The organism is Pseudalkalibacillus sp. Hm43 (genome assembly GCF_054170705.1).
On the sequence record NZ_CM135129.1, the window covers coordinates 471,456 to 484,057 of the forward strand.

Consider the following 12,602-nt stretch of genomic DNA (forward strand, 5'->3'; position numbering starts at 1 on the left):
CTAGGATTATTGGTCTAAGTTCACGTACGGTGTTGATGTGATCATGGTCCAATTTCACATCATTTAATAAACCTGTACCCCTTTTCAAATCGTCTTACACGTTGAAATCAGGCTTTTCTTACTACTTGTGTTTTCCATTCAAGCATGAAAATTGTCATTAGAATGGCAGCTGCACCAATCAATGCCAAAACGATAAAAACAGCGTTCATTGAACTTTTAAGAAGGATGGAAACGATCGGTGGCCCAACTGCTACACCAATGAAACGAGTGCTGCTGTAAAAAGACGTAATCGTCCCCCGCTCTTCCTTTTCTATCCCTTCCGTAATCAACGCATCTAGGCAGGGTAACGTAATTCCGATTCCAAGACCTGTCACAGATAACGCAATTAGGATGGTGATCAATTGAGAATCTAGAAACAGCAGTGACACGAGTGAAAGCAAAGCAATGAACCCGCCAAACAAGACGATTCTGTTCATCAGCATCACTTCTTTTCCGATTTTCTTCCCGGTGAAATAAGATGCGATACATAAGACGAGTAATGGAACGGCTAAATAAACCCCTTTTAACACGCCTTCAATTTTATAGGTCTTTTCAAGGATAAAGGACAAATAAATCAGGAAACCAAACAATATGAAAGTCATCATTCCACCAATGAATAAGACGCCTGCTAACCAACGACCGTTTTGATGGAAAATCTTCTTGATTTGCTTTACAAATTCCCCGAACGGAATCGGTTCGTCTTCACGTTTAGGAGGTTTAATGAAAAAAAAGATCAATATGATTGCAATAATCGATAAAAATGGAACGGACCAAAACGGAATATGCCAAGCCCAAATTGCAAGAAAAGCACCTAAGATCGGGCTGAGCACTTTACCAAACGTATTGGAGGTTTCAATTAGTCCTAGTCCTGCGCTCACCTCTTCTTCTGTTTTGAAAAGGTCACCTACGGTAGGTATGACGACTGGGAAGGCACCAGCTGCACCGGCACCTTGAAGAAACCTGCCTAGAAGGATCATCCCGTATGGGTCTTTCAAAGAAACTGCAGCCCAACTGCTGATCAAACCACCTATACCTACTAGAACTAGGCTAGGGATGATGATCTTTTTACGTCCAAAGTGATCGGATAAATAACCAGCAATGGGTATTAAGAAAATCGCGACCACCGAATAAATGGTGATGATCATGCTGGATTGAAACGGTGTGATATTGATTTCTTTTTCTATGATAGGAAGTACCGGGATGAACATGGAGTTCCCCAGAGTCATCAATAACGGAATGGATGCTAATGCGTATAAGGACCATTTCAGTTCTTTCATTTCCTTCTCTCCATGGGTTCAGATCGATTGATTGGGTTAGTGTGTGGGTAGATATCGGGAGCAAGCATGCCCTACACATTTTTACCTATTTAAGTTGAAATATGCATGCTAAGGTTATTGTGTAAGCCTTGAAATGTCCGCTATAATGAGCGTTATAAGAGGAAAAAAGGGGAAATGAAAGTGGATTCAAAAGATCTGGAGAACAAAATCATTCAGAACTACCAAAAAGACGAACATATGATGATCCTTGTATTTGCACAGTGGTGTATCAATCATGACCTGGACCCTCACGCTTTATACGTAAAAGCCTATCCGAATCAAGCAGCGAATCCTGCCCTTCAGCAAGCGATCGACCTGACCGTATCGAAAGAGGAATCTGAAGACATTGCCGATCAGACATTGCTTGGTGTCTTATCGTTGTTTGGGAATGATGATCTGGCTTTTGTGGTGAATGAAGAAATCGATAATCGGAAGAAAAAATAACCGCCGGACTCGGCGGTTATTTTTTAAGCATTCACTAGTTCTTCTTCAATTGCTTTCATGATGAAAAACGGACCGTCAGCTTGATTTGATGGAATCGCGATGATCAAACCAAATTCAGGGTATACAGCAGAGTGGAAGCTTACCCCAGGGTCATATCCCATGACATGGTATTTTAACAATTGCCCATCTTTCATGTTCAACCAGACGCCATAGCCGTAATAAGCATCCTCACGCGCTTTCATATGTCTAGACAGTAAGGTTTTGGTCATCGACTCACTCAATAATTTGTCCGCTAACAATCCTTCCCAAAGCTTGATCATATCGGCAGAGGTCACATAAGCCCCACCATCGGATCCACCTTTCAACGGCATAGTAAAGGTATTCGTCCGGTATGAGCCATCATCTTCATCAATATAGCCGATTGCCGTGTTACGAGGTAGACGGTCCAGTGAAAAATAACCTGAATTCGTCATATCGCACCGCTTAAAAATATTCTCTTCTACATAATCTGTGAAATCCATTCCAGTCAATTGTTCCACGACAAGTCCTAACACAATGTAACCGGCGTTATTGTAATGAAACCTTTCGCCAGGTTTGAACATCTGTTCTTTTTGTTGGAACAAAGGTAGAAAGTCTTCCAATTTTCGTACTTGGTACATGGGGATCGTTTTCCACAGGTCTTCATAATCATCCATTACGGATTCATCAAAATAGTCCGGAATACCAGACGAATGTGTGAGTAGGTGATGAATGGTCAACTCCCTTGAGAAGTTCGGAAACGCGATATCCAAACAATCTGTCAAACGGGTATCAAATGTTAACAATTCTTTCTCAACCAACTGGCAAATGGCAATGGCCGTGAACAACTTGCACCCGGATGCAATGGCGAATCGGGTATCGGATTGTACAGGAAGTGATTCTGACCGGTTGTAAAGGCCAGAAGTTTTTTGAAGTACGGTCTCTCCCTCTTTTTTTATGTGGACAACTCCAGAAAAAGAGTGTTCCTCTATTATTTCATCTACTCTCTTTTCAAAAGTTAAGCTTTTCATCATTCTCAATCATCTCCATATTGTTAGAACTGCTTAACTACCTTCTCTATTCCCATCGGGAGACCTGCAATGAATTTATAAATGAGCCAACTTACTCCAAATTCAGTAAAAAAGCTGCTCCCTTTCAAAAAAAGGAAACAGCCTACCTTCATGATCCATTCATTCTTTTACCTTCTTCAAGACGTTGCTCAAGCCAATCATGTAGTTCTCTGAACCCATCTAGGGTCAATTGGATGGATTGTTTCTCGTTCTGTTCATCCATCATATCAATTGTGATGTTGTTATCATTTTCTGTATAGGTGAATGAGTAGGCTCTGTTCTCCCCCTGAATTTCTTCTTCCCAGTTGCACATATAACTTGTCTTAAATTGTATTTTCTTATCTGATTTAGAAATCATAGATCGTTTTCTCTTTTCTACTGGTTGAGCTAGCGCTGTCTGGTCTGACTCCTGTTCAATCGCGGTTGCTTCAATTGAAGCTGCGACCTCTACGGGACCAATTTCAGTGGTTGGAATATGGTTAACATTCTCTACCATGCTTACAGACTCTTCCACTACTTCTTCCTCTATAACATCATTCTTCGGCTCTTCCTCATCTTCAGGTGTCAGGGGTTTTAAATGGGGTTCTGCGTAACGTTTAACGATTTCTTGCATGTAGTCTGGTTTGAATGGCTTCATAAGGTATCCAACTGCTCCTGCATCCAATGCTTCTTGAATCAGATCTTTTTGATTGCTTGCAGAACAAACGAGAATGACGGCTTCCGCATCATACACTAATATCTCCTTAATCGCATCCAACCCGTTCATTTCAGGCATGGTCAGATCCATCATGACTACATCCGGTTCCAATTCCTTGAATTTTTCCACAGCTTCCTTTCCGTTCACCGCTTCACCTACAACATGGTACCCGTGTTGGATCAGACATTCTCTTGCCATTTTTCTCATAAAGCTTGTATCATCTACGACTAGAAAATTGTAAGACATCCCATTTTTCCCCCTTAATCAATTTAAATGCAAACATTGATTCATTCCTCATTGGATATTGGTTAGAACGTCATCGACGGTTGTTATACCCTCTTTGACTTTTGTAAGGCCATCGTGAAGGAGCGTTTGAAATTCTTTTTCTTCCAGGTGTTCTCGGAACGCTTCTGCTGGACGGTTCTGTAAGATCATGTCTCTAAGTACATCGTCGATTGTCAATACTTCGTGGATTCCGACCAATCCTTTATAACCTGTATTGTTGCACAGCTTACATCCATCACCACGTACAACAGCAATCTTCGAACTTTTATTTGTCGTTACGAAGGAGCGGAAATTCCCGATTGCACTTTTGCTTTTCGCATCATCTGAAGGAACCAGTCCATGTGCTTCAAAAAGCTTGGATTCTTCATCAGACGCAGGCATGCTTTTCGCACACCGCTCACAAACCTTTCTCACCAATCGTTGGCTAACGATACAAGTTAAGGAGGTTGCGAGGAGATATGGCTCGATGCCCATATCAAGAATTCTTCGGATCGTTCCAACTGCATCTTTCCCATGGATCGAACCTAGAACGAGCCGTCCGGATAGTGATATTCGAGTTGATGCTTCTACTGTTTGTTTGTCCTCTAGATGACTGACCATGATGACATTAGGATCTTGAGTTAGCATTGTGCTTAATCCATTCGTGAAATTAAATCCGATTGAATCATTCACTTCCACTTGGGTAATTCCATCCAGCCGTCTATCAACACTTTGTTCAACGGATACAATTTTATGTTTTGGGTGATTGATATGGTCGAGAATGGAATACAGTGAAGTCGTTTTTCCACTCATTGATGGTCCTGAGATAAGGACAAAGCCGCTGCGACGATCAATGGCTGATTCCACTTGTTTCAGGTTGTTTTCACTAAAGCCGAACTCATTAAGTTTCAACAATTGATCCGTACGATCGATTAATTTTAAGACCGCACTTTCCCCATTAATGGTTGGAACCGTAGAAACCCGAATGTCGTAATCCGTATTATACGCTTCCTTATGTATGTACCCGGTTTGCGGGAGTCCCCTTTTTGACGCATTTAAACTCGCTATTGTTTTGATCCTACCTATAATTGATTCTTTCAGATCGTTTGAAATAACCTTTTGTTTTTCAAGCATCTGATTGATGCGATACTTGACTGAAAGACCATCTTTTTCAGCATCCAAGTGAATATCACTCGCATTTTGCTGGACAGCATACTCGATGATATCATTCAGCTCTTTAACAGAACTCAAAACCCCATAGTGATCGATAATCGCCATCTCTAGTTCACTTCTTGTTGCAATACAAGGTTGGACGATCATACCAGTCGTCTCCTGGATATCTTTGATGGCCTCTTGATTAAGGGGATCCACCATAGCCACTTTAAGCTTTCCACTCATTTGTTCAATCGGTATGAAGCAATGTTTTCTGGCTAGGGCTTCATGTATGAGTTGAATGGTACTACGGTTCGGTACAATCTCATCCATATTCACGACAGGTATGCCAAGTTGAAATTCTAGGGCTTCAGCGAGTTGACGTTCGGTTATGAGATGATCCTCTACTAATATTTCCCCTATCTTTTTAAAGGAATGGGTTTGTTTTTGGAGCGCGTTTTCAAGTTGATCCTCTGTAATCAGTCCATTCATGACCAATAATTCACCTATGCGCATATACAACCTCCTTTTGGTACTATTCCGACATTGATAGAAATAAAAGGATATTAATAGACATAAAAAGCCAATGTTTGAGCGGCCCGACGATCATGCCTCGTGAAGAGGATTAGACTCGTAGCTTTGCGTCCCCAACTTTCGTATGGGTTTGCCTTTTTTCATTCATTTGGCTTGAGTGGAATTTATTTTCTGTCTAGGAAAAATGACCCTTTTCTGTATGTTTCAATTATACTGTAAACCTATAGTTGGAAAAATAGAGCATTATCACTAAATTGAATGCTAGATAAAAAGGACCAACAAGTGAGTATTTTATGTTTTCAGAAAATAATACATAGGTATTTGTAACTAAGTTACAAACCAAGGGATTAGGTATAATGATGTGTTTCTAGATTACTCGATTATGTCGAAATAAAGAATATTATAGATTTTTAATCCATGAACCCTACCTGATTATGGTAAAATACTCATTACATCATGTTCTTAGGGTGATCTTACATAATGAAGGACTTAATATTTCACACAACACTGATCTTATCGTATTTGTTTTTAGTTGGATTCATCATGGGTTGGCGTGAACAGAACTTTTCACGGTTTGTAAACAGGCTGTTCATTGGAACTGGTACAGGGCTAATGGGAATCGTATTGATGTATTATTCTATAAGAATCACAGAAACAGTAATACTTGATATGCGGCACTTGTTCATGATTATCGCTGCCTTGTTTGGTGGTCCTATTTCGGCAATGCTTTCAGCAGTAATTATTGCCTCCGGAAGAATTTTACTCTTCGGAGTTACAGAAGCGTCATTGACGGTAGCTGTCTTGTTTGTATTCATCGGTGTCATTTACAGTTTGATTGCGAAATTGAGATACAACAATTACATTAAAGGATTCATCATGAACATGGTCACATTAGTGCTCGTATTCATGGTCATCAATCATCTTGTCAGTTTTACTCAAGCTATGGAAAGCACCATTTATCTATTCGCCATCTCAATTCCAGTCGGTTTTTTGACCGTTTCCCTTTGGATCTATCTTTATCGGTATAACGAGATGGTCAAGACTTATAAAGCACAAGCGAAGGTCGATTTTTTGACCAGCTTGAACAATGTCCGTAAGTTTGATGAAGAGATGAACGCATTTAAAAAACACCGGCTCCCAAAAGGCGAACGGTTATCGATTTTATTGATTGATATCGACTTCTTTAAGAAAGTGAATGATACTTATGGGCATGAAGCTGGAGATGAAGTCCTCCGCCAATTAGGTCAGGTATTGAAATCGAAAGCCAGGATGAAAGATATCGTGTCCAGAAATGGTGGCGAAGAGTTTTCGATCTTACTTCCAGATTGTGATTTGGAAACTGCTGAGGAAATAGCAGAACGCATACGAAATGCTGTAGAGAACCATATTTTCGATTTACCGGATGGGTCTGGCATCCAAATTACTGTATCCATCGGTGTAGCGAGCTTTCCGGACACCGTTAAAGTGTTTGATAAGTTATATAAGGAAGCGGATGAGGGTCTTTATAAAGCAAAACGCACAGGCAGGAATAAAGTTTGTGTCCCTACATAAAAAAGTGCGACCACGATGTTTTTCTAACTCATCGTGGTCGCTTTTTCATTACATCGGTTTAGGTGTTGGAGTAGGCTCCATCCCACTTTGACCGTATTTAGCTTCAATCATTGCTCTAATGTCTTTCAGGTCTGTCCCTTTTTCATATTCGAATTTAGCCTCACGGGCTATATTGACACAAATTCCTCAGCCAAGTCCCATATCATCCAGAACCGCCACGTTGTCTTCGATCTGATCTACGAAACAATCGGTATTGTTATTGTGGCCGGCATCATGGTGACACCCACAATAACACGGTATGTAATCCAATACTTCAGGATGGTGGACAGCAAAATCATAGGCTTCAATAGTAGCAGCATCAACCCCAAGATCCTTGAGGTGCGTCCAATCATTATTGTGCATATCATGGGTCATTTTGGTTGGTTGTTCTTCACTGCTACAAGCAGAAAGGAATAGAAACAGAGAAACCATCAGTAGGAAAATCCTTTTTCGGCACATGTTGTTCACCTCATACCTATCGTTACATAGTAACAGTATATCTGATAAATCAAAATAAAACATGTACCGATCTAACCTTTTTTGTTACTTTTTTATGAACGATTATTACTTCGTATAACGGTTCGCATAACTGGAAGCGACAAGTGACTCAGGTTTGATTTTTGCTTCAATGCCGTGCGCTTCAATCCGTGCGACCATTTCGGCGACGAATTCCCGTGTCTTATTCTGTTTTCCTTTCCCAATATCTAGATGCCCTTCCATAATGAAGCTTGATCCTTTATATACATGAGGAAGGACGATGTTGATGAACTGATTCTTGAGGTTTTCATCGAAAAGTGAGGCGACTTCTTCTGTCAAAGAGGTTTCATAGGAGATTTTCTGATGTAAATTCCGTATAGGATCGGGGTATCGGATTTTTCGATAGCATGCCCATGCTCCTTTTCCGACCCGTTGCATAACAAGCCCGGTAATGAAGATCGTTTCATTTTGATATACATGAGAATCGGTTCCAATCATGAGCTTATAGTTACCTAGTGGCTCTTTCCTCATGAAAGTAAGCATATGTTCACGGACTTCTTCAAAGGTCAGATGAGCGAAGGTCAGATTTCTGAAAGTCATCGGCTGATCCGCAAAGAAATAATGGTCTACCATATGCCGTTATCTCCTTTTTCTTAGCTTTGGAATTCTGAAATTCTGAAATATCAAATCCTGAGAGTAAATATAATCTTAAAATACCCATAAAACACTTTTGTTATAAAAATCATATGTCATTTCTTGTCTCACATACATAAATCATTGAAAAACTTACAGGAAATTTACAGTGTTATACTACTATCTTATTCAACCGAAGTACAAGATGTGTGGGACTTTACTATATGCAAAAAAGGAAGACCAATGATGGTCTCCCCTTCAACCCTTTATTCTGTCTATCATTTCAAGTGGATAAAATAATTCTCTGCATTTAGAGTGGATTTCCTCTTCGTGATTGATTGGATAAGATACGATCGTGCATGTGGAAGGTCCTGCGGATGCATGGAGGTCAAGTTCAGAGTTAACTTTAAAATCCTTGTGAAAGATTTGTTCCAGTTCCGCTTGTATTCCTTTTGAACCGACTGGCCATAAGTAAACATCCTCAAGTGCAGAAAGAGATTTAAACATTTCCAAAGGGATGACGAAACTCGAATGATCCATAACGCCTTGTCCGACCAAAGGTTTTCCAATGACAGCCCATCCGAACTCAGGACGAAACGATGGCATACTCCTTTTGACATGTTTGGCCTTCCCCGCCACTGCAATCCCGATGGCGGACTGGACCATTGAAAAATTACTTTCCGAACTTCCAGAAACATTTATGTGTCGCATTTCTAGCTCTTCTAGACCTTTATGTATCCCTTTCATCAATGAATGCCAATGACCTTCACCGTTGAAATTATGGAGGATGATCGAGGTTGGCTCACCACCTGCAGCCAAACACTCCATGACGGCAACTCGGAAGGAGTAATAGGCTAAGATGTCATATGGGACCTTTACCTCATCATTGTCTTTCTCACCAATTCCTCCACTGTTATCGCTTGTAAATATCAAGAATTGTTCAGACGTAATAGGTTGAATGACCGCATTTCTCAAGAGCTCCACTCCTTCATCGGACTTTTATTGAACATATTAGCACCCTTATGAACACTTATGACCGCGAGAATTGTATTCACGACTGCGCTCAACAATAAGGAAGGAACGATTGCGGTGTAAAAGGAAGCCCCGATGATCCAAATGAACGGTAAAGGCGCTAACAAAGCATTGCCACATACGAAAACGACACATGCTAGTCGCTTGATGCCTCTTTGGTATAGTCCACTAAAAAGGTATACAAAAAACGCCATCTCAAGACTGATGAGGACATGAAAAGGTCCAAGTGGCATACCTCCGAACAGAGCAGAAATCAAATGTCCAATGCCCGCCACAATCGCTCCAGGTATGCTGCCAATAAGCATACCTGCCATGAGGGCTGGAAATGTGTCTAATCCGATACTCCCAATAACAGCGGGTATCTTAATGGCGCCACCGATTGCCGAAAATGCTGTGAACAATGCTACTAGGCTGATGATTTTAGTTCGCATCTTCCGATCTTCCTTTAGGTTTTTTGAAAACAATCGCACTCCTCGCATATTCAACATCTTTCACATTCAGTCTGAAGTTGATGACTCTTGATAGCGCAAAAAAATAGTCCGATAGACGATTCAAGTATTGGAGTGGGCGTTCAATATCCTCAGCACCTGATTTCATAAGGTGTACGACCAATCTCTCTGCTCTTCTTGTAATCGTCCTGGCTATGTGGATGGATACTGCCGGTTTTGTACCGCCTGGAAGGATGAACTTTTCCAATTCAGGCGTTTCTGCAATCATTATATCGATCCGTTTTTCCAAGTAGGTGATTGATTCATGAGTGAGCTTCGGTTCATTCTTTTTCGTAATGTTGGAAAGATCTCCTCCACAGTCAAATAATTCATGCTGGATTTTCTCCAAATCAAAGCACACATCATTAAACAAGTCGGCATCCAATTCCGCTATCGCTTGGCCCACGAAAGCATTCAATTCATCTATGGTCCCATATGCTTCGACGCGGATATCGTCTTTATCGACTCTTCCTCCAATTACACTGGTTGTACCTGAATCACCTGTACGCGTATAAATTTTCATCATTTCGCCTCCGATTTAATGGTTTGATGAATGCCATACCAGATCAAATCTACCCGGCTAGCATGTTTGCTGATTTGTTGATAGCACCTTCCTGTGAGATCTCTCCAGTTACGTTCCTCGGACGAAATAGGGACAATTCCTTTCGTGATATCCGTACCGATCAGGATCATCTGTTTCGTGGTTTGTCTCTCCCAATCCATCCATCTTTCCAATAACTGCTCCCAATAGAATTCTGGTTGATCTTGCCTCATCACCTCATGCCGAATCCAGTTTTCTAGTCCTTCAAGGACGACCAGTGTGTGAGACAAATGATTGACATCTGTTGGTAACGAAGCGTTTTCATATTGTGATATCCAGATATACTCATCCCTGAGCGTTAAATTATAGTGTTGCTTTACCCAAGCACGCTTCCCGTTGAAGGAACCTCCTGTAACGAAGTGCATCGCTCTCCCCTCCTTAATTGACTCTCGGTAAAAGTAAGTTCGTAACCTGCTGCAAACGGGACTTCCCATTCCCAGAAGTTCTTGGGAACCGGAGCAAATCGGTGTAGCAAGCTTCGAATGACACCACCATGTGTGACGAGCGCAAGCCGTCTTCCCTTCCGATCGGCTAGTATTTTACTCCAGCCTTGCATAATCCTTTCTTGAAATTCATCCAACCCTTCTCCATCGGGAGGAGCGATTTGATCAGGATCGTCCAGCCATTTTTGGTAGTGAAGGTCGTGTTTCAGAGATTCATAGGTATGTCCTTCCCATGAACCGAAATTCATTTCCCTGAATTCCTTCAACAAAGTCGGTTCAGAATGTGGAAACAGTCGAAGACATGTTTGCTGACATCGCTTCAAGTCACTTGAAAAAAATTGGTCATATTCCTTGTGTGCAGGAGATATCCTATGTGCTTCATCTTCACCCAAAGAAAGATCATCCCATCCACAATATGTCCGGGTTCGATTGGCTTTCGTTATACCATGTCGATAGAGAGCAATATCCACCATGTCATCCATGCGAATAGTTCAACACCTTCCACTGAAGCCCCTATTACATCTCCGGTCATCCCGCCGAACCACTTCACGCTCTTCTTTCGAATGAACAGAAAAGTAATAAGACCCATTCCTGTTAAGGTAACGAAAAGGAAGATATTTATATCTGTTATTACCCATACGATAAACATGATGCCCCAAAATACCCAGTATTGAGGCATTCTCTTCTTCTTCACTGACTGATGGAATAAAGAAGCTAATCCTTCGTCTTTCGCGGGTGTGACGTGGACTAACAAATACCCCATGACCGTTCTGCTGATAAACGGAATGAGAATGATCGTAATGAATGCCTCGTTATTGGTAAATGATAAAATTTCATATATGAATAGGAACTTAGCGGCAAGTAGAATGATGACCGAAAGAACACCAAAGGCACCTGTTCTAGGATCTTTCATGATTTCAATCCGTTTTCTGACATCTTGATGAGAAAAAAACGCATCACTCGTATCCATCCAGCCGTCCAGATGGATCCCTCCTGTCAATACAATAGACAATACCCAGAGAGCAAAGGCAATGGCTATGGTTGAAAAAGGAGAAAACTGACTCAAAGCCACCACGATTAGATAATAGATGATACCTTGTAAAAGACCTAACAACGGAAATGTTTTGACCGCACGCTCAAGATGTGGCTGGTCCATCGGTATTTCCATTCGGATCGGTATGGAAGTGAAAAATTGCAGGTTCAGTAAGAACCCTTTTATGTATCCCACTTAAGTCACCCCTTTCATTACGATAGGAATGCCACATTCAACATGGAAAGCTTCGGAAGCTCGTTCCACAACTTGTTGATGGATCTTCCCCAGGACTTTTTTATAAGTCAGGACAACCTCGGAGTCCGTAGCTGCATCAAAAAAGACATCATTGCTGACAAGGATAAGGGTATGACAAGACCTGGCGATCATCTCAATATCCTCTACCATTTTAGCTCTGATGTGCTCTCCCCTTTTTTCACCGCCAATAAAAAACTCATTGTTCAACCATGTTGTCAAACAGTCCAAAAGTACAATATCTGTCTTTTGAAAATGCTTCGCTACAACTCGGATGTCTGTTGCTTGTTCAATGGTATTCCAGCTATCTAGTCGTCTGTCTTGTTGATGTCGTTGGATGCGTGATTCCATTTCTGGGTCGGTGGGAACCCCTGTTGCCACGTATTGAAGTTTACCAACAGAGTTCAGCGAAGCCTTCTGAGCCAATTTTTCTGCAAAGCGGCTTTTTCCACTTCGTACACCTCCACTGATGAAGACGATTTTCATCCTTATCCCCCTTCTCCTGATAAAACAAAAAGG

15 protein-coding genes and 1 riboswitch are annotated in these 12,602 nt (G+C 41.3%); of the genes, 2 read left to right on the top strand and 13 right to left on the bottom strand.

Annotated elements, in window-relative coordinates:
- Positions 1 to 107 precede the first annotated feature (107 nt).
- Positions 108 to 1,316 (bottom strand): MFS transporter, encoded by a 1,209-nt coding sequence (locus tag ACXQIQ_RS02420; RefSeq protein ID WP_439300322.1) that lies wholly within the window; start codon positions 1,314 to 1,316, stop codon positions 108 to 110.
- Between the two features lie 180 nt (positions 1,317 to 1,496).
- On the opposite strand from ACXQIQ_RS02420, the gene ACXQIQ_RS02425 reads away from it, so the two are divergent.
- Complete coding sequence (locus tag ACXQIQ_RS02425) at positions 1,497 to 1,799, top strand: hypothetical protein (RefSeq protein WP_439300321.1); 303 nt, start codon at positions 1,497 to 1,499, stop codon at positions 1,797 to 1,799.
- A gap of 23 nt (positions 1,800 to 1,822) precedes the next feature.
- Here the strand turns inward: ACXQIQ_RS02425 and ACXQIQ_RS02430 are convergent, their stop codons facing one another.
- From ACXQIQ_RS02430 to ACXQIQ_RS02440, 3 genes are all read right to left on the bottom strand, one after another.
- Complete coding sequence (locus ACXQIQ_RS02430) at positions 1,823 to 2,851, bottom strand: serine hydrolase domain-containing protein (protein ID WP_439300320.1); 1,029 nt, start codon at positions 2,849 to 2,851, stop codon at positions 1,823 to 1,825.
- Between the two features lie 145 nt (positions 2,852 to 2,996).
- Complete coding sequence (locus ACXQIQ_RS02435) at positions 2,997 to 3,830, bottom strand: response regulator (protein WP_439300319.1); 834 nt, start codon at positions 3,828 to 3,830, stop codon at positions 2,997 to 2,999.
- A gap of 48 nt (positions 3,831 to 3,878) precedes the next feature.
- The gene (locus ACXQIQ_RS02440; RefSeq protein WP_439300318.1) at positions 3,879 to 5,516 is read right to left on the bottom strand and encodes a GspE/PulE family protein; all 1,638 of its coding nucleotides are present in this window, start codon (positions 5,514 to 5,516) and stop codon (positions 3,879 to 3,881) included.
- 74 nt (positions 5,517 to 5,590) lie between these two features.
- Positions 5,591 to 5,679: riboswitch (cyclic di-GMP riboswitch) on the bottom strand.
- Positions 5,680 to 6,014: 335 nt separating this feature from the next.
- Here ACXQIQ_RS02440 and ACXQIQ_RS02445 point away from each other — a divergent pair.
- Positions 6,015 to 7,085, top strand: coding sequence for a GGDEF domain-containing protein (locus ACXQIQ_RS02445; RefSeq protein WP_439300317.1), 1,071 nt, complete (start codon positions 6,015 to 6,017; stop codon positions 7,083 to 7,085).
- A gap of 48 nt (positions 7,086 to 7,133) precedes the next feature.
- On the opposite strand, the gene ACXQIQ_RS02450 is transcribed toward ACXQIQ_RS02445, so the two are convergent.
- The 9 genes from ACXQIQ_RS02450 to ACXQIQ_RS02490 form a co-directional block, all read right to left on the bottom strand.
- Positions 7,134 to 7,583, bottom strand: a complete 450-nt coding sequence (locus ACXQIQ_RS02450) for a PCYCGC motif-containing (lipo)protein (protein ID WP_439300316.1) — start codon at positions 7,581 to 7,583, stop codon at positions 7,134 to 7,136.
- Positions 7,584 to 7,688: 105 nt separating this feature from the next.
- Positions 7,689 to 8,234 carry a ribonuclease H-like YkuK family protein gene (locus ACXQIQ_RS02455; RefSeq protein ID WP_439300315.1) on the bottom strand — a complete coding sequence of 182 codons (546 nt, stop codon included), beginning with the start codon at positions 8,232 to 8,234 and terminating at the stop codon, positions 7,689 to 7,691.
- A gap of 258 nt (positions 8,235 to 8,492) precedes the next feature.
- The gene (locus tag ACXQIQ_RS02460) at positions 8,493 to 9,209 is read right to left on the bottom strand and encodes an ATP-binding protein (protein ID WP_439300314.1); all 717 of its coding nucleotides are present in this window, start codon (positions 9,207 to 9,209) and stop codon (positions 8,493 to 8,495) included.
- On the bottom strand, positions 9,206 to 9,697 hold the full coding sequence (locus tag ACXQIQ_RS02465; protein WP_439300313.1) for an ECF transporter S component: 492 nt from the start codon (positions 9,695 to 9,697) through the stop codon (positions 9,206 to 9,208). The genes ACXQIQ_RS02460 and ACXQIQ_RS02465 overlap by 4 nt, the downstream gene beginning before the upstream one ends.
- Complete coding sequence (locus tag ACXQIQ_RS02470) at positions 9,687 to 10,277, bottom strand: cob(I)yrinic acid a,c-diamide adenosyltransferase (RefSeq protein WP_439300312.1); 591 nt, start codon at positions 10,275 to 10,277, stop codon at positions 9,687 to 9,689. The genes ACXQIQ_RS02465 and ACXQIQ_RS02470 overlap by 11 nt, the downstream gene beginning before the upstream one ends.
- Complete coding sequence (locus ACXQIQ_RS02475; RefSeq protein WP_439300311.1) at positions 10,277 to 10,720, bottom strand: bifunctional adenosylcobinamide kinase/adenosylcobinamide-phosphate guanylyltransferase; 444 nt, start codon at positions 10,718 to 10,720, stop codon at positions 10,277 to 10,279. The genes ACXQIQ_RS02470 and ACXQIQ_RS02475 overlap by 1 nt, the downstream gene beginning before the upstream one ends.
- Positions 10,672 to 11,280: a histidine phosphatase family protein gene (locus ACXQIQ_RS02480; protein WP_458025770.1), complete on the bottom strand. Its 609-nt coding sequence runs from the start codon at positions 11,278 to 11,280 to the stop codon at positions 10,672 to 10,674. Before ACXQIQ_RS02480 ends, ACXQIQ_RS02475 begins: the two co-directional genes overlap by 49 nt.
- On the bottom strand, positions 11,238 to 12,026 hold the full coding sequence (gene cobS, locus ACXQIQ_RS02485; protein ID WP_439300310.1) for an adenosylcobinamide-GDP ribazoletransferase: 789 nt from the start codon (positions 12,024 to 12,026) through the stop codon (positions 11,238 to 11,240). Before cobS ends, ACXQIQ_RS02480 begins: the two co-directional genes overlap by 43 nt.
- A complete protein-coding gene (locus tag ACXQIQ_RS02490) occupies positions 12,027 to 12,569 on the bottom strand; it encodes a bifunctional adenosylcobinamide kinase/adenosylcobinamide-phosphate guanylyltransferase (RefSeq protein WP_439300309.1) in 543 nt (180 codons plus the stop codon).
- Positions 12,570 to 12,602: the final 33 nt, after the last annotated feature.